The organism is Streptomyces sp. Z26, assembly GCF_003665095.1.
Lineage (GTDB): Bacteria > Actinomycetota > Actinomycetes > Streptomycetales > Streptomycetaceae > Streptomyces > Streptomyces phytohabitans.
In genome coordinates this window covers 3,715,378-3,736,273 of record NZ_RCHV01000002.1, presented here as the reverse complement: position 1 = coordinate 3,736,273, position 20,896 = coordinate 3,715,378, and the positions used below count along the sequence as shown (strand labels likewise).

At 74.1% G+C, this 20,896-nt stretch carries 20 protein-coding genes and 1 tRNA gene; 6 read left to right on the top strand and 15 right to left on the bottom strand.

The genetic code is table 11. From position 1 onward, the window contains the following. Positions 1 to 199: 199 nt before the first annotated feature. From D7M15_RS16800 to D7M15_RS16770, 7 genes are all read right to left on the bottom strand, one after another. Entirely contained in the window at positions 200 to 1,843 is a 1,644-nt protein-coding gene (locus D7M15_RS16800; protein WP_121518266.1) for a threonine/serine exporter family protein, read from the bottom strand. 254 nt (positions 1,844 to 2,097) lie between these two features. Continuing rightward, complete coding sequence (locus D7M15_RS16795; RefSeq protein ID WP_121518265.1) at positions 2,098 to 2,865, bottom strand: MerR family transcriptional regulator; 768 nt, start codon at positions 2,863 to 2,865, stop codon at positions 2,098 to 2,100. A gap of 106 nt (positions 2,866 to 2,971) precedes the next feature. Continuing rightward, complete coding sequence (locus tag D7M15_RS16790) at positions 2,972 to 3,766, bottom strand: ABC transporter permease (protein WP_121518264.1); 795 nt, start codon at positions 3,764 to 3,766, stop codon at positions 2,972 to 2,974. Beyond that, positions 3,763 to 4,818, bottom strand: a complete 1,056-nt coding sequence (locus tag D7M15_RS16785) for an ATP-binding cassette domain-containing protein (protein WP_121518263.1) — start codon at positions 4,816 to 4,818, stop codon at positions 3,763 to 3,765. The genes D7M15_RS16790 and D7M15_RS16785 overlap by 4 nt, the downstream gene beginning before the upstream one ends. An 86-nt stretch (positions 4,819 to 4,904) precedes the next feature. Continuing rightward, positions 4,905 to 5,516: a PadR family transcriptional regulator gene (locus D7M15_RS16780; RefSeq protein ID WP_121518262.1), complete on the bottom strand. Its 612-nt coding sequence runs from the start codon at positions 5,514 to 5,516 to the stop codon at positions 4,905 to 4,907. A gap of 131 nt (positions 5,517 to 5,647) precedes the next feature. Further along, positions 5,648 to 6,202 carry a DinB family protein gene (locus D7M15_RS16775; protein WP_121518261.1) on the bottom strand — a complete coding sequence of 185 codons (555 nt, stop codon included), beginning with the start codon at positions 6,200 to 6,202 and terminating at the stop codon, positions 5,648 to 5,650. 263 nt (positions 6,203 to 6,465) lie between these two features. Further along, entirely contained in the window at positions 6,466 to 7,305 is an 840-nt protein-coding gene (locus D7M15_RS16770) for a helix-turn-helix transcriptional regulator (protein ID WP_206337492.1), read from the bottom strand. Positions 7,306 to 7,650: 345 nt separating this feature from the next. Between D7M15_RS16770 and D7M15_RS16765 the strand changes: the two genes are divergently transcribed. Continuing rightward, positions 7,651 to 8,289 carry an ATP-binding protein gene (locus D7M15_RS16765; RefSeq protein ID WP_121518259.1) on the top strand — a complete coding sequence of 213 codons (639 nt, stop codon included), beginning with the start codon at positions 7,651 to 7,653 and terminating at the stop codon, positions 8,287 to 8,289. Between the two features lie 162 nt (positions 8,290 to 8,451). Here D7M15_RS16765 and D7M15_RS16760 read toward each other — a convergent pair whose 3' ends face one another. Then, a complete protein-coding gene (locus tag D7M15_RS16760; protein WP_121518258.1) occupies positions 8,452 to 8,691 on the bottom strand; it encodes a DUF397 domain-containing protein in 240 nt (79 codons plus the stop codon). Between the two features lie 494 nt (positions 8,692 to 9,185). Between D7M15_RS16760 and D7M15_RS16755 the strand changes: the two genes are divergently transcribed. The 3 genes from D7M15_RS16755 to D7M15_RS16745 all read left to right on the top strand — a co-directional run bounded on the left by D7M15_RS16755 (position 9,186) and on the right by D7M15_RS16745 (position 13,521). After that, positions 9,186 to 10,244 (top strand): DUF3048 domain-containing protein, encoded by a 1,059-nt coding sequence (locus tag D7M15_RS16755; protein WP_121518257.1) that lies wholly within the window; start codon positions 9,186 to 9,188, stop codon positions 10,242 to 10,244. Positions 10,245 to 10,355: 111 nt separating this feature from the next. Then, positions 10,356 to 12,350: an ABC transporter ATP-binding protein gene (locus tag D7M15_RS16750; RefSeq protein ID WP_121518256.1), complete on the top strand. Its 1,995-nt coding sequence runs from the start codon at positions 10,356 to 10,358 to the stop codon at positions 12,348 to 12,350. 55 nt (positions 12,351 to 12,405) lie between these two features. After that, entirely contained in the window at positions 12,406 to 13,521 is a 1,116-nt protein-coding gene (locus tag D7M15_RS16745; RefSeq protein ID WP_121518255.1) for a rod shape-determining protein, read from the top strand. A 27-nt stretch (positions 13,522 to 13,548) separates the two neighbouring features. Here the strand turns inward: D7M15_RS16745 and D7M15_RS16740 are convergent, their stop codons facing one another. The 4 genes from D7M15_RS16740 to D7M15_RS16725 all read right to left on the bottom strand — a co-directional run bounded on the left by D7M15_RS16740 (position 13,549) and on the right by D7M15_RS16725 (position 16,241). Next, a complete protein-coding gene (locus D7M15_RS16740; RefSeq protein ID WP_127201767.1) occupies positions 13,549 to 13,752 on the bottom strand; it encodes a hypothetical protein in 204 nt (67 codons plus the stop codon). Between the two features lie 332 nt (positions 13,753 to 14,084). After that, positions 14,085 to 14,158: transfer RNA gene (locus D7M15_RS16735), tRNA-Met, on the bottom strand. A gap of 129 nt (positions 14,159 to 14,287) precedes the next feature. Further along, positions 14,288 to 15,667, bottom strand: a complete 1,380-nt coding sequence (locus D7M15_RS16730; RefSeq protein ID WP_121518253.1) for an alpha-lytic protease prodomain-containing protein — start codon at positions 15,665 to 15,667, stop codon at positions 14,288 to 14,290. 184 nt (positions 15,668 to 15,851) lie between these two features. Further along, positions 15,852 to 16,241: a VOC family protein gene (locus tag D7M15_RS16725; RefSeq protein ID WP_121518252.1), complete on the bottom strand. Its 390-nt coding sequence runs from the start codon at positions 16,239 to 16,241 to the stop codon at positions 15,852 to 15,854. Between the two features lie 236 nt (positions 16,242 to 16,477). Between D7M15_RS16725 and D7M15_RS16720 the strand changes: the two genes are divergently transcribed. Then, positions 16,478 to 17,014, top strand: a complete 537-nt coding sequence (locus D7M15_RS16720; RefSeq protein WP_121518251.1) for a universal stress protein — start codon at positions 16,478 to 16,480, stop codon at positions 17,012 to 17,014. Positions 17,015 to 17,042: 28 nt separating this feature from the next. Here D7M15_RS16720 and D7M15_RS16715 read toward each other — a convergent pair whose 3' ends face one another. After that, positions 17,043 to 17,735 carry a TetR/AcrR family transcriptional regulator gene (locus D7M15_RS16715; protein ID WP_121518250.1) on the bottom strand — a complete coding sequence of 231 codons (693 nt, stop codon included), beginning with the start codon at positions 17,733 to 17,735 and terminating at the stop codon, positions 17,043 to 17,045. Positions 17,736 to 17,803: 68 nt separating this feature from the next. On the opposite strand from D7M15_RS16715, the gene D7M15_RS16710 reads away from it, so the two are divergent. Beyond that, complete coding sequence (locus tag D7M15_RS16710) at positions 17,804 to 19,009, top strand: DUF2855 family protein (protein ID WP_121518249.1); 1,206 nt, start codon at positions 17,804 to 17,806, stop codon at positions 19,007 to 19,009. A gap of 22 nt (positions 19,010 to 19,031) precedes the next feature. Here D7M15_RS16710 and D7M15_RS16705 read toward each other — a convergent pair whose 3' ends face one another. Continuing rightward, positions 19,032 to 19,829: a VOC family protein gene (locus D7M15_RS16705; RefSeq protein ID WP_121518248.1), complete on the bottom strand. Its 798-nt coding sequence runs from the start codon at positions 19,827 to 19,829 to the stop codon at positions 19,032 to 19,034. A gap of 93 nt (positions 19,830 to 19,922) precedes the next feature. After that, a complete protein-coding gene (locus tag D7M15_RS16700) occupies positions 19,923 to 20,780 on the bottom strand; it encodes a phytanoyl-CoA dioxygenase family protein (protein ID WP_121518247.1) in 858 nt (285 codons plus the stop codon). Positions 20,781 to 20,896 lie beyond the last annotated feature (116 nt).

The following is a 20,896-nucleotide window of genomic DNA, read 5'->3' as shown; positions in this document are numbered from 1 at the left end:
ACGCACGGGCGTACGCAACCCCTCCTTGCACGGCTTGGTCGGGACCAATCGCCCGTTGCGGACGGTGGGTGACAGCACGGGCACTTTCCGCGTGCTTTTCCGTACGTTTCCGGCCAGGAACGGTCGTACGGGCCCCGCCGCGCCGTACGCCCCCGCACGCGGGCGTACGTACGGAAGCCCCCGTACGTACACCCCGCCGTCAGAAGCCGCGCGTGCGCTTCGCCGCGCGGCGGCCCGGGAGCGGGGTCTCGACACCGGGCGTCTTCATGAACAGCCGCGCCAGCTCGCCGCCGAGGTTCACGCCGATGGCGATGGCCAGGGCGAGGGCGATGGCGCGGGCGATGTTCTCGATGCCCGGACCGACGTTGCCCTGCGCGATGTTGAGCAGCCCGAAGTACGTGGCGCTGCCCGGCAGGAGCGGCCCGATGGCCGCGGTGACGTACGGGAGCGACGACGCGAACTGGTAGCGCGACGCCAACTGCCCGAAGAGGCCCACGAGCCCGGCGGCGGCGAACGTGGCGGCCACCGGGTCGAGCTTGCCGACGTCGTGCATCGCGCCGTAGACCAGCCAGGCCACACCGCCGTTCAGGGTCGCCAGCACCACGGTGTGCCGCTCCTGCTGGAGCAGCACGCAGAACGCCAGCGCCAGCAGCATCGCCGCGAACAGCTGGATCTCCGCCCGCTGCTGGTGGTGCAGCGCCTCCGGGTCCAGCCTGGCGCCCAGCTCACCGGCGGCGTACAGCACGATGAGGACGCCGCACACGATGCCGACGATGAGGTACACGGCCTCCAGCAGCCGGGCCGCGGCCGTGATGTAGAAGCCGGTCAGCCCGTCGTGCACCGCGGCGACCAGGGCCCGGCCCGGGATCAGCGCGTACAGGCCGCCGGTGATCACCGCCCCCGCCAGGAGGTCGCCGGTCACGTCGGACTCGGCGAGCACCACCGCGGCGCCTATGGCGGCGGGCGGCATCGCGGCGGCCACGAACTGGTAGAACTCCGGCAGCCCGCGCCCCGCGAAGTACCACGCGAGCCGGTCGCCGAGGATCGCGCCCGCGGCGGCCAGCAGGAACACCATCCAGTCGCCGCCGACCAGCACCGAGCCCGCGCCCGACAGCAGACCGCTGGCCAGGGAGAGCGCGCCCTTGCTGAACGGGTGCCTGTTCCGCCGCATGTCGGCGAGCCGCCGGTAGGACTCCTCCAGCGTGAGGTCGCCGCTGGTGATGTCGGTGACCAGCCGGAACACGCCGGCCAGGCGGGTGTAGTCGGTGCCCCGGCGCCGTACGGTACGGCTGAGCGTCACCGGGTCGTCCACCAGCGACGGCTGGTGGGTGATGGACAGCAGCGTGAACGTGACGGTCGGCTCGCAGCGGTCCAGGCCGAACGCGTGGGCCGTGGCGAACATCGCCGCCTCCACGTCCTCGGCGCCCTCGCCGCCCGCGAGCAGCAGCTCACCGATACGGAGCGTCAGGTCGAGCACGCGGGGCACGGGGGGCCCGGACTCCTCGTTCTCCGAACGGCCGACGCGTTCCGGGGCGGGCCGCTCCGCCAGCGGCATGCGGATCATGGTCCGCATCCGGTCCTGCCACGGCAGGCCCGGCTTGTCGAGCACGCCCACGGGGATGCCGTCCGGTGGCGTGAACGCGTTGGCGAACTCGGCGGGCGGCGACGCGAGCAGCCCTTCCGGTACGGCGAACTCCGAGGAGGGGTGGTCCTCCTCGTACGCGTGCGTCGCGGGTACGCCGGACGGCCGGACGAACGCGCTGTGCGTCTCGTCCGACAACTGCCTGACGTCGTCGGCCTCCTGCTCGGCGCCGACCCCGTTCGCTCTGGACTCCCCGGCCACTATCCTCCTGCTCTCGGTCGTCTGCCCGGCCACCGCGGCCGCCGAGTTCCACAACGCCGGTCACGGGGGCCGCCGTTCCCGGTCGCCGGGGCCGGAAAGGGCGATCTACCTCACAGAACGGCGCCTCCCGGCAGCATAGGTCGATTGTCCTGGACACGCCTGAGGGGCCCGCGCCGGGTCGGCACGGGCCCCTCGGAGGGCGTGGTCACGTCAGGCCGCCGCAGCGGTCACCGCGGCGGCCTGACGTGGCCGGGTCACGACGGCGTGGACCGCCGCGACACGTTCGCCTTGATCGCGTCGTGCACGTACCGCGCCAGCCCCTCGCGCTGCCCGTCGTAGTGGGCGCGGAAGCGCTCGTCCGCGACGTACATGTCCGCGAGGCAGGCGTGGACCTCGTACGAGCACTCGTAGTGGTGGCGGCGGATGTGCTGCCGGTGCTCCTCCGCCAGCTCCACGGCCGCCGCCGAGTCCGCCGCCGCGCCGGAGTCCAGCAGCGCGACCGCGCGGCGGTTCCAGTCGTCCAGCTCGTCCTGGATGCGCTGCCAGTCCTCCTTCGTGTACGAGGCGGCGCGGCGCTGCGCGTCGGCGTACTCCGGGGTGCCGCCCCAGCGCCGTTCCACCTCCTCCGCGTGGTCGTCGGGGTCGAAGTCCCCGAACACCTCGAACTTCTCCTCCGGGGTCAGCCTGATGCCCATCTTCCGTGCCTCCATGGCGTGTTCGACGGCGGCGGCCATCTCCCGCAGCTTCCCGATGCGCGCCTCCAGCAGCCGGTGCTGGCGGCGCAGGTGCTCGACGGGGTCCGCGTACGGGTCGTCGAGCAGCGCGGTCACCTCCTCCAGCGGGAAGCCCAGCTCCCGGTAGAAGAGGATCTGCTGCAACCGGTCCAGGTCGGCGTCGCCGTAGCGCCGGTGCCCCGCGGGGGTGCGCTCCCCGGGTGCCAGCAGCCCGATCTCGTCGTAGTGGTGCAGCGTGCGCACCGTGATCCCGGCGAGACGGGCGACCTGGCCGACGGAGTAGCCCACGTCCGCCTCCTTCTCTCGCGTACGTGTCCCACCGTGGGTCCTCACGCTACGTGAGGTGCAAGCCCGTTTCCCGGCCCGCGCGCCCGGGCCCGCGACGGCGCCGCCGCTACGCCCCCAGCGCGCGGTAGCGGCGTACGGCCAGCGGGAAGAAGACCGCCAGCAGCGCCACCGGCCACACCGTCGCCATCAGCACCGCGTGCTCGGTGACCCACGAACCGCCGCCGCTCCAGGACGGGTTGGCGAACAGCTCCCGTACCGCCGCCGCCGTCGCGGACATCGGGTTCCACTCCGCGACCGTGCCGAGCCAGCCGGGCATGGTGTCGGGCGAGGTGAAGGCGTTGGAGAGGAAGGCGACCGGCCAGACCAGGATCTGCACCGCCTGCACCAGCTCCGGCTTGCCCGCGACCATGCCGAGGTAGATCCCGACCCAGAGCAGCGCGAAGCGCAGCAGGAGCAGCAGCCCCACCGCCGCCAGCGCCTCCCCGGCTCCGCCGTGCCAGCGCCAGCCGATGGCCAGCCCGACGACGAGCAGCACCAGCACGCTGAGCACGGACTCCAGCATGTCGACCAGGCTGCGGCCGACGAGGACCGCCGACGGCGCCATGGGCATGGAGCGGAAACGGTCGATGACGCCCTTGTTGAGGTCCTGGGTGAGGGCCACCATCGTGCCCTCCAGGCCGAAGGCCATGGTCAGCGTGAGGATGCCCGGCACCAAATACTCGCGGTAGTCGGGGACGTCCATGCCGCCGCCGAGGAAGTACGCGAACATCACCAGCATCATCACCGGGAAGGCCAGCCCGACCACGACCCGGACCGGGTGCCGTGCCCAGTGCGTCAGCCCGCGTCGGGTCATGGTCCAGGAGTCGGTCAGCACGTGGCCGTTCAGCACGTGGGTGGTCATACGGCGGCCCCATCGGTCGTCGCTTCCGGCATGCCGGTGGTGTCGGTCGTGCGCGCGTTTCTGGTGGCGTCGCCGGTGAGGTGCAGGAAGACCTCGTCCAGGGTGGGCCGCCGCAGGGCGATGTCCTCGGCCCGTATCCCGGCGGCGTCCAGCGCGCGTACGGTCGCGGTGAGCGCCGCCATCCGGTCCCGTACGGGCGCGCTGACCAGGCGCCGGTCCCGGTCCACGGTCACGCCGCCCGGGTCCGCCGCCGTGCCCGTTCCCGCCCTAGCCGCCGTGCCCGCGCCCGCCGCTCCGCCGACGGCCGCCGCCGCCTCCGCGAGCCGCGCCGGGTCGCGTACGACGACGTCGACACGGTCGGCGCCCAGGCCCGCCTTCAGCTGGTCGGGCGTGCCCTCCGCGACGACGCGGCCGTGGTCGACGACGGCGACCGCGTCCGCGAGCTGGTCGGCCTCCTCCAGGTACTGGGTGGTGAGCAGCACCGTCGTACCGCCGCCGACCAGGCCCCGTACGGCCTCCCACACCTCCGTACGGCCGCGCGGGTCCAGGCCGGTGGTGGGCTCGTCGAGGAAGAGGACCTCGGGTTCCATGATCAGGCTGGCGGCCAGGTCGAGCCTGCGGCGCATGCCGCCGCTGTACGCCGTGACGGGCTTGCGGCCCGTGTCGGCCAGTCCGAAGCGCTCCAGCAGCTCGCCCGCGCGGGAGGCCGCGCGGCGCCCGCCCAGGTGGTACAGCCTGCCGAACAGCTCCAGGTTCTGCCGCCCGCTCAACTCCTCGTCCACCGCCGCGTGTTGGCCGAGCAGGCCGATGCGGGCCCGTACGGCGTCGGCGTCCCGCACCACGTCCAGCCCGGCGACCTCCGCCCGGCCGCCGCCGGGGCGCAGCAGCGTGGCGAGGACGCGGACGAGCGTGGTCTTGCCCGCGCCGTTGGGCCCCAGGACGCCCTGCACGGTGGCGCGCGGGACGGTCAGGCGCAGCCCGTCGAGCGCGGGGGTGGTGCCGTACTCCTTCCTCAGGTCCTCGACGACGATCGCGTGGTCAGCGTGCGTCACGGTCTTCTCCTCCCGTCGTAGTCAAACTTGACTACTGGCACGCGAAGGTACACCTCGCACCCCAGCTAGTCAAAGTTGATTACCGGTTACTTGAACGGGTTCTCCGCGCCCGGCGGCAGCACGTCCCGCCGACGGCCGCCCTCCCCCGCCATCACGTACGCGCCGTTCTCCAGCCGCTCGATCAGACCGCGCGCCCAGGCGGCACCGCTCTCCGCCGTGTAGACCCAGAGGCGCATGATCTCGCCGATGTGCCCCAGCTCCTCCGGGGCGCCGTGCGGCGTCCAGTGGCGCGTGACCTCGTCGCGCCACTCCTCCAGCGCCGTCACCCGCTGCCGCAGCAGCGCGACGGCCTCCTCACGTGGCAGGTCCACCACGAAGCCCACGGCCGACGTGAGCATGTCCGGCTTCTGCTCGATGGTGGTGAGCGCGGCCCGCAGCAGCTCCAGGAAGGCGGTGTCGCCGTCCGGTGTCAGCTCGTACTCCGTACGCGGCGGGCCGCCCACCGTGCTCGGCGCGACGTCGTGGGCGCGCAGCAGGCCCTCCTTGGCCATCTGCTTGAGCGCGTGGTACACCGACCCGGGCTTGGCGTTGGACCACTCGTGGGCGCCCCAGAACTCCAGGTCGTTGCGGATCTGGTAGCCGTGCGCCCGCCCGTGCTGGCGCACCGCCCCCAGCACCAGCAGCCGGATCGCTGACATCGTCTGCCCGTCACCCTCTCCCGCGGGCGCGAACCACCGCGCCCGTACGGCCGCCAGCCTAGAGGGCCCGTCCGGCGACTCCCCTCCCGGCCGCGACCGCCACGGGTCGCGGCCGCCACGGGGCACGGCCGTCAGACGCCCTCGGGGAGGGCCGCCGCCTCCGACTCCCGGACCAGCTCGAACGCCGTCTTCCCGTCGAGCGTCTCCCGGACGATGTCCGCGTGCCCGGCGTGCCGGGCGACCTCGCTGATCAGGTGGAGCAGCATCCAGCGCCAGGAGCGGGGCTCCTTCGGGAACCAGGGCGCCTCGGGCAGCGTGAACGTGTCGTCGAGGGACGGCAGCGCCCGTACGGCCGCCTCGGTCTCCGCCGCCACCTCGTCCCAGTACGCGAGGACGCTCTCGACGGTCTCCTCCCCCTCCAGCTCGAAGCAGCCGGACCAGTTGCTCCGGTCCCGCCGTACGGCCCGGGGGACACCGGACGCGTCGCGGACCCAGCCCTGTTCGACCTCCGCGACGTGCTTGGCCAGCCCGATCAGGCACAGGGCGCTCGCGCTCGGCGTGCTCGACGCCTGCGCGGCGGTGAGTCCGTGCAGGGTGCGCCGCAGGTTGCCGCGCTGCCCCTCCAGGAACGTGAGCAGCGCGCCGCGCTCGTCACCGGGCTGTTCGGCGGCCAGGACCGTGGGCATCGTTCGTCACCTCTCGTCGGGCCCGCGCGGGGCCTTCGGTGACACCCAAGCTAGGGGGTGTTGCGGTCAGTTCCGGTCCTCGATGCCCTTCCGGAGGGCGTCCGTTCAGAACGGGAGGAGCGTCCGTCCGTGCCGGATGGGGATCCACCGCGTGGCGGTGAACGCCTCCAGCGCTGATCGCCGTTCAGCCGCCCCGGCCTCGTTCAGGAGGGGGTCGGGAGGGCCCGGGTGCCGGGGTGAGGGCACGTCATCCCACGTACGCGTCAGGGGAGTTGGCGGAGCTTCTGGAGGTGGTCACGGGTGCGGGCGGGCGAGTAGCTGAACTCCACGAGCCGGGACAGGACTTCGTCGTAGCGCTGGACCTCCTCGCGCTTGTCCACGTAGAGCGCGCTGGTCAGCTGCTCCAGGTAGATCACGTCGGACAGGTCGGGCTCGGGGAAGCGGAGCAGGGTGAAGGCGCCGCTCTCGGCGGCGTGGCCGCCCAGCTCGAAGGGGACGACCTGGAGGGTGACGTTGGGGCGTTCGGAGACCTCCGCGAGGTGGACGAGCTGCGCGTCCATCACGGCGCGGCTGCCGAACGGGCGGCGCAGCGCGGCCTCGTCGAGCACGCAGAGGAACTGGGAGCCGCTCCCGTCGAGGAGCAGCTTCTGCCGCTCCAGCCGGAGGGCGACCCGGCGGTCGATCTCCTCGTCCGGCAGGCCGGTCCGGTGGCCGCTGGCGACGACGGCGTGCGCGTAGTCCTCGGTCTGCAACAGGCCGTGGATGAACTGCACTTCGTAGGTGTGGATGTGGGAGGCGGAGCCTTCGAGGCCGACGTACGTCTGGAACCAGCCGGGGAGGACGTCGCTGTAACTGTGCCACCAGCCCGCCTTGTTCGATTCGCGGGCGAGGCCGAGCAGGGGCTCGCGCTCGGCGTCGTCGGTGACCCCGTAGAGGGTGAGCAGGTCCTCGACATCGCGCGCCTTGAAACTCACCCTGCCCAGCTCCATCCGGCTGATCTTGGACTCGGAGGCGCGGATCGAGTAACCGGCCGCCTCGCGGGTCACCCCGCGGGACTCGCGGAGCCGTCGCAGCTGGGAGCCGAGCAGGATGCGGCGAACCATCGAACCGCTGGAACCACTCGTCCCGTTCACTCCGCAACTCTCACTGCTTGCCGGTCTCGTGTTCATTTCGATTAACCCTCCACCCCTACTAGGGGGGCAGTCTGCCATCTCCGGGCTTCGTTGCGTGCCCGTGTGATTACACATGAGGGAAAGTCCCTGATGCACGTGCATCTGCCCTTGCATCCGCCGTGGCGTTTGTGAACCATGGGATCGCACAAGTACACGCGGTGCTAGGGAAGTTGAAGACTTTACGAAGTTTGTGGGTCTTGAGCGCTCCACGGGGGAGCACCGAGGACCGGATTCCGTAGGGATCGTCACCGGCAGAAGCTCTGGGAGTGGCTCGTCATGGGGACCGATGGACCAACCGTGCTCGAGCCGTTATGGCATGGACTCCCCGCGCTCGACACGGCGGCACTCTCCGGTTCTGCCTCGTGCGCGCTGCCCGCACGCTTCGAAGCGGTGAAGAACGCGCGGACGTTCACCCACAAGACCCTCCAACGGTGGGAACTCCAGCAGGAGTTCGACGGCGTGGCCGTGGTCGTCTCCGAGCTGGTGACCAACGCGCTGCGGCACGGTGTGCCGTCGGCACCCCCCGCGCCCGGCGCGGGTGCCACCCTGGGCGCCGGCGCGGCGCTCGGCTCCGCCGCGGTGGCCGCCCGTCCCGGCACCGGCACCGGGGCGGGGACAACCGCCGCGCCCCGTACGGGCGTTGCGGGGGACCCGCCCGTACGGCTGCACCTGATGCGTTGGTCGTCCCGGCTGGTCTGCGCCGTACGCGACCCCAGCGCCCACGCGCCGCGCGCGGTCGCCCGGAACGAGGAGTTCGACGAACTGCTCGGATTCGCCGACTGCGCCGCCGAGTCGGGCCGCGGGCTCTGGCTCGTGGACTCCTTCAGCGACTACTGGGGTTGGCACAGGCTCACCGGTTCGCTCTCCGGGAAGGTCGTCTGGGCGATGTTCCGGCTCCGGCCGACCGCCGCGTAACCCGCGCGGCGCCCGCGCCGCCGCACCCCGCGCCGTACGCGCACCCGCGCCCGTACGGCCGCTTCGGGCTGCCCGTACGCCGACTGCCGCTCCCCGGCGCCGACTTCGCCCGTCGAACACGCCGGGCAGGACGAACAGGCCGAGCAGGACGGCCGCCGCGCGTCAGCTCTGCACCAGGTGGTCGAACTCGCCGTCCTTGACGCCGAGGAGCATCGCCTCGACCTCCGCGATCGTGTAGACGAGCGCCGGCCCCTCGGGATGACGCGAGTTCCGCACCGCCACGTCGCCCCCGGGCAGCTTGGCGAACTCCACGCACGTGCCCTGCGAATTGCTGTGCCGACTCTTCTGCCACCGGACCCCCTGGAGGTCCCTGGCGGCCATGCCGTTGTACGCGTGAGGCACTGGAGTCTCCCGGGTGGCGCTGAGGGCGAGAGATGCCCCTCGTGAAAGGCGGGACACCTTCAACTGGCCTGGATCATAACCCTTGTTCACGTGCCGATGCATACGCATGTGCATGTGCACGACGCCCTGTCGCGGGGTCATCACAGCCGGTCAGAAGCTTGTGCATATGACCAGGGCACAAGTGGAGTCCACCGTACCGGTAGGGCCGGAACCCGCGACGAGCGGACCGCGGAACGTCTTCGCGGCACCGCCGAATGCCCGCCACGGAAAGGGAGACGCGATATCCGCGCCCCCCGCCTCCCTTTCCGTCCGACTTTCCGTTCTCCCCCGGAAAACCGCGTCGGCCACCCCCGGCGGCACGGTCGCCGCGCGTCCCCCGAGGGGTGGGAAAGGCCCGCGCGGCGCAGCATGGAGACAGTCCGCAGCACCGGCCGGTCCCCACGGCACCGCGCCGGTACGGGAGCGGACGCAGCCGACGCCGGGAGGTGGCCACGATGGCCGCGCGCACCGCACGCACGCCGCCGGACCCCGCATGCCCCCGTACGCCCGCGCCCGCCCGTACGCGCCGCCGCGCCCGCCCCCGTACGCGCGACGCCCTCGCCCTCCCGCTGGCCCTCGCCGCGCTGCTCGCCCCGGCCGCCGCCTGCGACGGCCCGTCGGACGGGGGCGGCACCCCCACCGGCGCCCCCAGCACCGGCCCCGCCCGCTCGCCCCTCACCGGCGACGAGGTCGCCCGCGACCGGCCCGTGCTCGCCGCGAAGATCGACAACGCGCGCGACGCCCGCCCGCACTCGGGCCTGGAGGCGGCCGACGTCGTGCACGCCGAGCCGGTGGAGGGCGGCCTCAGCCGCCTGCTGGCCGTCTGGTCCGGGAAGCTGCCCGCGGAGGCGGGGCCCGTACGCAGCGCCCGCGAGTCGGACCTGGAGCTGCTGCGGCAGTACGGCCGCCCCGCGCTCGCGTACTCCGGCGTACGGTCCGCGCTCCAGGACGCGCTGGAGCGCGCGCCGCTGTACCCGCTGCCACCCCCGGACGCGCCCGGCGCGTACTTCCGCTCCGGCGCGCACCCGGCCCCGCACAACCTCTACCTGCGCCCGGCGAAGGCCCTGGCCGCCGCGCCCCGCGCGAGCGCCGCGCGCGACGTCGGCTACCGCTTCGGGCCCGCGCCCAAGGGCGGCACCCCGGAGGAGCGCCGCACCGTGCGCTACCCGGCCGCGCGCTTCGGCTTCGACTGGTCGGCGGAGCGCGGCCGTTGGCTGGTCTCCCTGGACGGCGCCCCGGCCCGTACGGCGTCCGGGGAACGGCTCGGCGCCGCGACGGTCGTCGTCCAGCGGGTGACCGTACGGGAGTCGCGCTACCGCGACGTGGCGGGCGCCGTCACCCCGTACGTGGAGACGACCGGCTCCGGGAAGGCGACGGTGCTGCGCGACGGGGCGGCGTACGAGGCGGGGTGGCGGCGCGCGAAGGCGGGCGGCGGTACGGAGTTCACGCTGCCGGACGGGCGGCGGATGCCGTTCGCGCGGGGCCCGGTGTGGGTGGTGTACGTGGCGCGCTGAGGCGTACGGGCGGCGCCCGGGGGGGTCGTCCGCGCACGCCCCCGCTTGACTTGAAGCGTCGTTCAACTCCTACCGTCGTACCCGTTGACCCCGACGGAGGTGCGGACGGACATGAGCATGGAGATGACGGCGTGGAGCGCGCTCTACCACGCCAGGTACGCGCAGGACGACCAACGCCCGTTCTCACGGGCGAGCCTGCGCCGGATCGTACGGTTCGCGGGACCCCAGCACCGGCGGATCGCGTGGTTCCTGGCGCTCAGCAGCGTGCTGGCGCTGCTCACCGTCGCCACACCGCTGCTCGCGGGCCGGGTGGTGGACGCGATCGTGGACGGCTCCGACCGGTCCGTGGTGCTGGTGCTCGCCGGGGTGATCGCGGCGGTCGCCGTCGCGGAGGCCGCCGCCGGGATCGGCACCCGCTGGCTGTCGGCCCGCATCGGCGAGGGTTTGATCCTCCAGTTGCGTACGACGGTCTACGACCACGTGCAGCGCATGCCGGTCGCGTTCTTCACCCGGACCCGTACGGGCGCGCTGGTCAGCCGCCTCAACAACGACGTGATCGGGGCGCAGCGCGCGTTCAGCGACACCCTCTCCGGGGTCGTCAGCAACCTGGTCACGCTGCTCCTCACCCTCGCGGTGATGCTCCGCATCTCCTGGCAGATCACGCTGCTCGCGCTGGTGCTGCTGCCGGTGTTCGTGCTGCCCGCGCGCCGGATGGGCGCCCGGCTCGCCCGGCTGGAACGGGAACGTACGCACCACAACGCCGCCATGAGCACGCAGATGACCGAGCGCTTCTCGGCGCCGGGCGCGACGCTGGTCAAGCTGTTCGGCAGGCCCGGGGAGGAGTCGGAGGAGTTCGCCGCGCGGGCCCGGCGCGTACGGGACATCGGCGTCCGCACCGCCATGGTGCAGCACTACTTCATCACCGCCCTCACCCTCGTCTCCGCCCTCGCGCTGGCACTCGTCTACGGCCTCGGCGGCTGGTTCGCGCTGGACGGCTCCCTCGACCCCGGCTCCGTCGTCGCCCTCGCGATGCTGCTGACCCGGCTGTACGCGCCGCTCACCGCGCTCGCCAGCGCGCGCATGGAGGTGATGACGGCGCTGGTCAGCTTCCAGCGGGTGTTCGAGGTACTGGACCTGGAGCCGCTGATCCGGGAGAAGCCGGACGCCGTGGACGTGCCCGACGGTCCGGTGACCGTCGAGTTCGAGGACGTGCGCTTCAGCTACCCGTCCGCCGACAAGGTCTCCCTCGCCTCCCTGGAGGAGGTCGCCACCCTCGACACCCGCGGCGGCGAGGAGGTCCTGCACGGCATCTCGTTCCGCGCCGAACCGGGCCGGATGGTGGCGCTCGTCGGCTCGTCCGGCGCGGGCAAGTCGACGCTCGCGCAGCTGGCGCCGCGGCTGTACGACACGGACAGCGGGACCGTACGGCTCGGCGGCACGGACGTACGCGACCTGACGGCGGAGTCCCTGCGACGGACCCTCGGCATGGTCACCCAGGACGGGCACCTCTTCCACGACACGCTCCGCGCCAACCTGCTGCTGCCCCGCCCCGACGCCACCGACGACGAGGTGTGGGACGCCCTGCGCCGCGCCCGTCTCGACGGGCTCGTCGCGGGCCTGCCGGACGGCCTGGACACCGTCGTCGGCGAACGCGGCTACCGCCTCTCCGGCGGCGAACGGCAGCGGCTGACCATCGCCCGGCTGCTGCTCGCGCAGCCCCGCGTGGTGATCCTCGACGAGGCCACCGCGCACCTGGACTCCACCTCGGAGGCGGCCGTGCAGGAGGCGCTGTCCGAGGCCCTGGCGGGACGCACCTCGGTGGTGATCGCGCACCGGCTGTCGACCGTACGGGCGGCGGACGAGATCCTCGTACTGGAGGAGGGCCGCGTCGTGGAACGCGGCACGCACCCGGAGCTGCTGGCGGCGGGCGGGCGCTACGAGCAGCTGTACCGCACGCAGTTCAGCGAGGAGCCGTACGGGGCGGGCGACGGCGCGCACGGCGGTACGGGCGACGGCGCGGGGAAGGGCGACGGGGGCGCGGGCGGCGCCGGGGGACTCGACCGGACCAACCCGGCGGGCGGGGCGGTCGCGCCACCCGCACGATGAATCCGGGGCCGCGGGGTGATCGGCGGCCCGGACCATCTCGGGAAGGACCTCCGCCGTGCCCTTCAGCCTTGACCGGCTCCGCCGCTGCACCGTGGCCGTCGACCTCGGCGCCGCCCGTACCCGCGTCCACATCAAACAGTCCGGTCTGGTCGTCGACGAGCCCTCCGCCGTGGCCGTCAACACCTACTCGGGCGCACTCATCGCGGTGGGCACCGCGGCCGAGCGGATGGCGGGCCGTACGCCGGAGCACATCCGCGTCGTACGGCCCGTCACCGGCGGGATGGTGGTGGACATCGAGATGGCGCAGCGCATGCTGCGGGCGCTCGTCGGCGAGAAGGTACGGCGGGCCTGGCGCCGCCGCCCGAGCCTGCGCGCCGCCGTCTGCGTCCCGCACAACGCCGACCCGCTCGCGCGGCGCGCGGCCGTCGAGACGCTGGCCGGGGTCGGCGCGCGGCGCGTGGAGCTGGTGGACGCGCCGACGGCGGCGGGCGTCGGCTGCGGGCTGCCGGTGGAGCAGCCCGAGGCCACGATGATCCTGGTCTGCGGCGCGACCACGACACAGGTCGCGGTGCTGTCGCTGGGCGCGATCGTCGCGGCGACGACGGTCCCGATGGGCGGCGACACCATCCACCACGCGCTGGTGCAACACCTGCGGAACCACCACGAGTTGATGCTCCCGCGGCACGGCGTACGCCCCCTGCACCAGGCCCTCAGCGGCGCCGTCGCGCCCGGCGACGGCCCCACCGAGGTGCACGGGCGGGACGTGGTGACGGGGCGGGCCCGGACGATCCTGATCGACCCGGCGGACGTACGCGCCGCCGTGCAGGCGCCGATGACCGGCCTGCTCGACTCGATCCGGGGGGTGCTGCACCGCTGCCCGCCCGACCTGGTGGCCGACCTGGCCGGGTCGGGCATGACGCTGACGGGCGGCATGGCGCTGCTGCCGGGCCTGGACCAGCGCCTGCACGAGAACACCGGCATGGCGGTGCACATCGCGGACGACCCGGCGACCTGCGCGGTACGGGGCCTCGCCGCCATGACGGACGGCGCGGTGCGGCCGTTCGGCTCGGCCGCCGCGCACGCGCGGAGCGCGGGGGCCGCGGGCACGGTCGACGCGGCGGACGTGGCGGGCACGGCCGACGCGGAGAAGCAGACGGCGGAGGCGGGCTGAACCCCCCTCCGCCGCGTACGGGCCGGGTCAGCCGCGGGCGGTCGGGCCCGCCTGCGTCGCGCGCCGGGGCTCCCGCGCCTCCTCGGCCGTCGGGAAGGTGACGGCACCGCGGCGGGGCACCGCGTACGGGGGCGCGGACGGGCGCTTGCCGTGGGTGATCGCGTGCATCGTGTCGATGCCGTACGCCACTTCCCTGCACACGCGGATCACGGACATCAAGGGTGCGCGCATGGGTTCCTCCTGCTGACTGCCGGGTCCGACCCGGTTTGCTGCGTTACGCCGTTTGTCGGCTCACGGCCGATGGTGCCTGGGACGGGTGCCCGGTCGCCACGGAAAACGGCCCTCTGGCGTGGCCGGTTTAGGCCAGCGCCCCGGAGCCGCCTCCGGTGCCGTTTCCGACCACGGACCGACCGCGACCGGACAGGCGTCTTCGCAGGTCGGAGGGGGTTTCACAGCCGTTCCCCGCAGCCGCCGGACCATGCGCGGAAAGGCGGGGTGAGGAGGAACACAGGGTACGAAAAGGAGGAAGGCCCGGCAGTGGCTGCCGGGCCTTCCTCGTGCAGTAGCGGGGACAGGATTTGAACCTGCGACCTCTGGGTTATGAGCCCAGCGAGCTACCGAGCTGCTCCACCCCGCGTCGGTGAACCAGACTCTACGTCACGTGGCGCCCCGATGGGAAATCGCCTGGTCGCGGGGGCCGGAGACGGTGCGCGGGGCCGCCCGTACCGGGAAGGTACGGGCGGCCCCGCGCCGCGCGTCAGACCCGTCAGGCGCGCTGCCACAGGGCGGGCAGCTCCGCCGGTTCCGCGCCGCGCTGCGCCTGGTGCGCCTGGAGGCAGTGGTACGTCCGGCCGCCGTGCGTCACCTCGTCACCCGCGCGGTACACGGTGGCGCTCCGCCAGGTGCCGTCCGTCTCCTCCTGGCCGGGCTCCCCCGCGCCGGGCTCGCCGGGCCGGGGCTCGGCGGCGCCGGTCGTCGTGGTGAGGGCGACGCCGTAGACGTCCAGCGCCTCGTTCACGGGCTGGAAGTACGTGGTGCCGCCCGCGTCGCAGTCGCCGGAGCCGCCGGAGGTCATGCCCTGGGCCTGGTCGCCGGAGACGAACGAGCCGCCGGAGTCGCCCGGTTCGGCGCAGACGTCCGTACGGGTCACACCGCTCACCGTGCCCTCCGGGTACGTGACGCTGGTGTCGAGCTGCTGGACGGTGCCGCAGTGCCAGCCCGTGGTGGAACCGGAGCGGCAGACCGACGCGCCGTCCATGGCCTGCGTGGAACCGGCGACCTGCTGGGGGCTGCCGTTCACCTCGGGCGTGGACTTCCAGTCGCTGGTCGTGGCCACATACGCGTGGTCGTCGCCGGGGAAGCTGGAACCCCGGAACGTGCCCTGCTCCTGCCGGTCGGCGCCGGTCGTGGTGTCGCCGGTGTCACCGCAGTGCCCGGCGGTCACGAAGCCGGACGCGCCGCCCTTCGTCACCGGGAAGCCGATCGAGCAGCGGGAGCTGCCACCGATGTGGTACGCGTCGCCGCCCCGCAGGTCCGCGTACAGGCGCGGCTGGACGGAGGACTTCCGCACCTGCACCCGTACGCCCTTCAGCCCGGCCGACTCCGCGAAGCGTTCGGCCGCCGCCGGGCGCGAGCTGAGCAGGACGACGCTGTTGCGGCGCACGTCCACGTACCAGACCGGCGTCCCCGCGGGTTTCCGCCGCTCGGCCGCCCGGTCCAGCGCCTCCTTCGCCTTGCCCAGCTCCGTGAGGCCGTGCCGTACGACCTTCGCGCGGGCGCCCTTCGCGGTGATCGCCCGTACGTGGGACCGGTCCGTCGTGGCCACGGTCAGCTTCGCGGTGGCGCCGTCCCCCACCCAGGCGCCGCCGAAGTCGTCACCGAGCGCGAGCCGCAGCGACCCGGCGGCCGCGCCCGCCCGGCGCTCACCGGCGAGGCGGTTCTCGGCCTGCGACGGGGTCAGCCCCAGGTCGCGGCGCATCGCGTCGAGCATCCCGGCCGGGAGTTCGGGGCGGTCGGCGGTGGCCGTCGGGCGGGGCTGCTCGGCGGCCGTGGCGGCCGTCGCGAACGCGCCCGGCAGCGCGGCCAGGGCGAGCGCGCCCGCCGCCACGACGGCCGTGCACACACCGGTGACGCTTCTGTGGAGCATGGGGGGTCTCCTCGGATTCGGGGGGGGTGCCGCATCCGTAACCGCGCCCCCGGCGTCCTCAAACGGACGCGACGGCCCGCCCCCGCCCCGCGCCCGGAACGTGAGTCGAACGGCGGAGCCCCGCACCGCGTACGGGCGACCGGGGCCGTGGCCCCCACCGACCGGCCCGGCGGCGTACGGGCGGTCAGCCGTGGGCGGCGTCCTGCGGGTACCAGCGCAGCTCGACCGTGTTGCCGTCCGGGTCGCGGATGTAGAGCGACTGGCCGTCGCCGCGCGCCCCGAAGCGGGAGCCGGGCCCGTCCACGACGGTGAACACGCCGGACTCCACGACCTCCCGCCAGTCGAGCGGCTCGACGGTGAGGCAGAGGTGGTCGACGTTGCCGTCGGCGCGCGGCTGCTCGACGAGGTCGATGATCGTGTCCGCGCTGACCCGTACGGACGGGAACGGCACCGCGCCGGACCGCCACTCGTCGACGCGTACGGGGGCGAGGCCGAGCGGGCCGCAGTAGAAGGCGAGGGAGCGTTCGGCGTCCTGGACGTTGAGGACGACGTGGTCGAAGCCGGTCACGCGCATGGGGAAGCCTCTCTGGTGACTCGCGGGTGTCTCGGGTGCCCGGTTCCCGCCTCGCGCCGGGCGGAGGGGAGGAGGAGCATGAGGGCCGTCCCCATTCTCCGCCCGCGGCGCCCGTACCGGCCAGGGCGGCCCGCGCCGGTACGGCGTGGAACGGCCGCCTCCGTGGTACCCGCGCCGGGTACGGACAGTCCCCCACGACGGACAGCCCTCCCAACGGACACCCCACGGAGAGAGCCATGACCGAGCCAGCCGCCACGCCCGCCCCCGACTCCGGCCCGTCCCTCACGCCCGCCCCAGAACGTTCCCGCGTGATCGTCGTCGGCACCGACGGCTCCGCGCACGCCCGTCGCGCCGTCCTCTTCGCGCTGCGCGAGGCGCAGCTGCGCGGGGTGCCCGTACGGGCCGTGTGCGCCTACGACTTCACGCCCGACCGCTACTCCGCCTACGGGTGGATGACCGTCCCCAACCCCGCGAGCGAGATCGTCACGCAGCTGCGCGACACCGCGCTGGCCGACGTCGGCGCGACGATCGAGGAGCTGCGCGCGGAGCTGGGCGGCCCGCACGTGGACGTGGAGGTGGTGGCCCAGCAGGGCCGCCCGGCGGAGGTGCTGCTCGCGCAGGCGGCGCACGCCGGACTGCTGGTCGTCGGCTCGCGCGGGTCGGGCCTGTGGGGGCGGCTGACGCTCGGCTCGACGAGTACGGAGGTCGTGCACCACGCGCACGTACCGGTGGTGGTCGTCCCGGCGACGGCGGACGTGCCGGGCGACGACTGACGGGCGTACGCCCTGCGGGGGCGCACGCTCAACCGCGCGGCATGCCAAGGGCGTTGATCCACAGCCGGGTCAGCGTGGCGACCAGCTCCTCGAACGGCACGGGGTCGCCCGCCACGAAGGCCGTGTACGCCGTGCGGCTCACCATCGCGTTGATCGCGCGCGCGGTGACGTCCGGGTCGAGCGCGGGGTCGGCGAGACCGGCGCGCTGGAGCCGTACGATCGCGCGCGCCGACCGTTCGACGAACGACCGCGAGCGCCGCAGCCGTACGTCCAGGAAGCGGCGGTCGAGGGCGGCGGCCTGCTCCAGGGCGGCCATGAGCGCCGCGTTGCGCCGGTACGACTCCAGGTACGCGCGGTTGGCGGCCTCCACGGCGCGGCGCAGCTCCGCCGGGTCGGCGGGCGGGGCGGGGCCGTCCGTGGCGCGGGGCGCGTCGGGGAGGTCCGCCTCGTCGGGTGCGGCGCCCGGGTGCAGCATCTCGTCCCGCAACTCCGCGAGGACGGCCTCGAAGACCTCCTCCTTGCCGCTGAAGTGCGTGTAGAAGCTGCCGGTGGCGACGCCCGCCTCGGCGGCGATGTCCGCGATGCGCGCCTCCGGGTAGCCGTCGCGCTCGAAGACCCGCCGCGCGGCGGCGACGAGCGCGCCGCTCGTCCGGGCGCCGCGCCGCGTACGGCGGGGCCCGGCGGCCGTGCCGGAGGGGGTGGGCGGGGGTGAGGGCGGCATGCGTCCAGCGTAGGCCGTGTCGGGCCACGGCATTGAATCCGAATCCGGATTCACCTACGGTCGACGGCATGGACACCTCCGCTCCCCGGGACGCCGAAGCCTGGCGCCTGCTGGTCTCCCGGGACGACCTGGCGACGACGCGCACCGACACCGGCCCCGTGCCCGAAGTCGGGCCCGGCGAGGCCCTGTTGCGGGTCGACCGGGTCGGCCTCACGGCGAACAACGTGACGTACGCGGCGCTCGGCGACCCGTTCCGCTACTGGGAGTTCTTCCCCGCCCCCGACGGCTGGGGCAACGTGCCGCTGTGGGGTTTCGCCGACGTCGTCGCCTCCGCGGCCGACGGCGTCGCGCCCGGCGACCGCTTCTACGGCTACCTGCCGTCCGGCAGCCACCTCCTCGTACGCCCCGACCGCGTCGGCCCGTTCGGCTTCCGCGACGTGTCACCGCACCGCGTCGAGCTGCCCTCCCCGTACAACCGCTACGCGCGCACCACCGGCGACCCGGGCTACGCGGCGGACCGCGAGGACGTCCAGGCGCTGTACCGGCCGCTGTTCTGGACGTCGTTCCTGCTGGCGGACTGGCTCGTGGACCAGGAGCTGTGCGGGGCGCGGGACGTGGTGCTGTCGTCCGCGTCCAGCAAGACCGCGTACGGCACGGCCTTCGAGCTGCGCGCGCACCGCGAGCGGCGGACGGGCGGGGCGGGCGGCCCGGACGGGCCCGGCGGCTACGGCGTCGTCGGGCTCACCTCGGCGCGCAACCGCGCGTTCACCGAGAGCCTGGGGTGCTACGACCGGGTGCTGACGTACGACGAGACCGCCCTCCTCTCCCCCGAACGGCCCGTCGTCTACGCGGACTTCGCCGGTGACCGGCGGCTGGCCGCCACCCTCGCGGAGCGCTTGGGCGGCGCGCTGACCTGCCACGCCACGGTGGGGGTGACGCACCAGGAGGCGGCGCCCGCGGGCAGCCTCGCCGAGGCCGGTGCCGGTACGGGGTCCCGTGGCGACGAGGACGGCGCGGCGGACACCGGGGCGGGCGGCGACGGGCACGGGCGGGCGATGTTCTTCGCGCCCGTCCAGATGCGCAAGCGCGTCGGGGACTGGGGGCGCGAGGGGCTGGAGGAGCGGTTCGGCGCGGCGTGGCAGCGCTTCGGCGCGGCCGTCGGCTCGTGGGTGGACGTGGTGCACGACGAGGGCCGCGAGGGGCTCGAACGGGTCTGGCGGGACGTGCTGTCGGGCCACGACGCGCCCCGTACGGGCCACGTGCTGACGCTCTGACGGCGCCGGAGGGCTCCGCGCCTCACCCCGCGGGCGGCTGGAGCACCACGAACTCCGCGCCCGCCGGGTCGTCGCACACCGCGATCCGGCCCACGCCCTCCGCGTCGTCCGGGCCCATGCGCACGCTGCCGCCGCCCGCGCGGACGCGGTCCAGCGCGGCGTCGCAGTCGTCGGTGCCGAACACCGGATGCCAGTACGCCGCGCCGCCCGTACCCGCCAGGTACTCCGCGGGCAGCTCCACCAGGCCGCCGAACATCAGCTCCTCGCCGCCGCCCTCCGGCGACAGCAGCGTGTACGTGCCCTCGCCGTCGCCCGGCATCGGCATGTCCTGGGTGGCCCAGCCGAACAGCCCGCCGTAGAACGCCTTCGCGCCGCCCGCGTCCGGGGTGCACAGCTCCGTCCACGTCAGGCTGCCGGGCCGGTCGACGGTGTCGAGACCGGCGGTCTCCCCGGGCTGCCAGACGGCGAACCGGCCGCCCTGCGGGTCGCTGAACTGCGCCAGCCTGCCGCGCCCGCCGACGTCCGTCGGCGCGACCCGTACGGTGCCGCCGCGCTGCTCCACGGAGCGGGCGGCGAGGTCCGCGTCACGCACCCGGAAGTAGACGGTCCAGGCGGGGCGCGCGCCGTCCTCGGTGAGCGCGCCGAGGCCCGCGACGGTCGCGCCGTCGAGCCGCAGGAAGCCGTACCCCCCGGCGTCCGGGCCGAGGGGCAGCAGCTCCCAGCCGAACACCCGGCCGTAGAAGGCGGCGGCCGCGTCCGTGTCGCGTACGGCCAGGTCGAGCCAGGCGGGGGAACCGGGGACGGAGTCGGTGGTGATCATGGCACTGCCCTTCGCGGAACCGGACCCTGTGCCACCAGGGTGGCACCCGCCACCGACATCCGCCCGCGCGCGGGTCCCGCCGACGCGGGCCGGTCAGTGCGGCGCCGGGGCGTCGAACTCCGTGCCGCACGGCCCCGCCCCGGTGCTCTCCGCCAGCTCCACGCGCGCGCCGCTCATCGCGAGGGTGCGGTAGTACGTGCCGATGCGGTCGGCGGAGACGCCCGCGTAGTGGCAGATGTACGAGCGGCGGAAGCGGTCCGGGGAGCGGTTCGGGCCGGAGCCGTGCACCAGGCTGCCGTTGAAGAACAGCACGTCGCCGGGGCCCATGTCGACGGGTACGGGCTCCAGGCCGGGCGGCGGCGGCACGTACTCCCGCGCGAACGACAGCCCCGGGTCGGCCTCCTCCGGGCAGAAGACGTCCATCCGGTGCGTACCGGGGACGACTTCGAGGCCGCCGTTCTCCCGGTCGATCGGCTCGCACGCGATCCAGGCGGCGACGCAGGTGCCGGGCTCGACGCGGAGGTAGAAGTTGTCCTGGTGGAGGGCCTGGCCACGGGCGCCGGGCGGCTTGAAGTAGAACATGCTCTGCGCCGCCAGCGCCTCCTCCCCGAGCAGCCGCTCCAGGACGGTGCGCAGCCGGTCGTCGAGGAGTACGGAGCGGGCGAGCGCGTTGAAGCGGTGCGGGTGCATCACACGCGGGTACGCGCGCAGCGGGTCGAACGGCTCGCTCGGCCGCTGCGGCTTCGGCTCAAAGTGCCCGGGGACCGGGCCGCCCTCGCGCACGGCGGCGAACTCCGCGCACAGCGCGTCGGTCTCCGCCCGGTCGAACAGCCCGCGCAGCACGAGGAACCCCCGCTCCGCGAACTCCTCGGCCCAGTCGCCCGCGCCGCGCCCGCGCGCGCCCTTCGCCGGGTCGTCGCCCGGAGCTACGCTCCCCTGGACGGTCGTCATCGGAACCCCTCTCGTCCTGCCGCCGGGTGTCACCGCCACCGCCGCCCGCGCCGTACGCACGGCCGCCGCCGTCCCCGTACCGCCGCCGTCTTCGACGCTAGCCCGGTGACCGGGCC

Bases quoted from the DNA above. Each gene is read 5' to 3' on its own strand.
- D7M15_RS16790 (WP_121518264.1), bottom strand. From the start codon at position 3,766: ATGACCACCCACGTGCTGAACGGCCACGTGCTGACCGACTCCTGGACC.
- D7M15_RS16780 (WP_121518262.1), bottom strand. From the start codon at position 5,516: ATGTCAGCGATCCGGCTGCTGGTGCTGGGGGCGGTGCGCCAGCACGGG.
- D7M15_RS16775 (WP_121518261.1), bottom strand. From the start codon at position 6,202: ATGCCCACGGTCCTGGCCGCCGAACAGCCCGGTGACGAGCGCGGCGCG.
- D7M15_RS16770 (WP_206337492.1), bottom strand. From the start codon at position 7,305: ATGGTTCGCCGCATCCTGCTCGGCTCCCAGCTGCGACGGCTCCGCGAG.
- D7M15_RS16765 (WP_121518259.1), top strand. From the start codon at position 7,651: ATGGGGACCGATGGACCAACCGTGCTCGAGCCGTTATGGCATGGACTC.
- D7M15_RS16755 (WP_121518257.1), top strand. From the start codon at position 9,186: ATGGCCGCGCGCACCGCACGCACGCCGCCGGACCCCGCATGCCCCCGT.
- D7M15_RS16750 (WP_121518256.1), top strand. From the start codon at position 10,356: ATGAGCATGGAGATGACGGCGTGGAGCGCGCTCTACCACGCCAGGTAC.
- D7M15_RS16740 (WP_127201767.1), bottom strand. From the start codon at position 13,752: ATGCGCGCACCCTTGATGTCCGTGATCCGCGTGTGCAGGGAAGTGGCG.
- D7M15_RS16730 (WP_121518253.1), bottom strand. From the start codon at position 15,667: ATGCTCCACAGAAGCGTCACCGGTGTGTGCACGGCCGTCGTGGCGGCG.
- D7M15_RS16725 (WP_121518252.1), bottom strand. From the start codon at position 16,241: ATGCGCGTGACCGGCTTCGACCACGTCGTCCTCAACGTCCAGGACGCC.
- D7M15_RS16720 (WP_121518251.1), top strand. From the start codon at position 16,478: ATGACCGAGCCAGCCGCCACGCCCGCCCCCGACTCCGGCCCGTCCCTC.
- D7M15_RS16715 (WP_121518250.1), bottom strand. From the start codon at position 17,735: ATGCCGCCCTCACCCCCGCCCACCCCCTCCGGCACGGCCGCCGGGCCC.
- D7M15_RS16710 (WP_121518249.1), top strand. From the start codon at position 17,804: ATGGACACCTCCGCTCCCCGGGACGCCGAAGCCTGGCGCCTGCTGGTC.
- D7M15_RS16705 (WP_121518248.1), bottom strand. From the start codon at position 19,829: ATGATCACCACCGACTCCGTCCCCGGTTCCCCCGCCTGGCTCGACCTG.
- D7M15_RS16700 (WP_121518247.1), bottom strand. From the start codon at position 20,780: ATGACGACCGTCCAGGGGAGCGTAGCTCCGGGCGACGACCCGGCGAAG.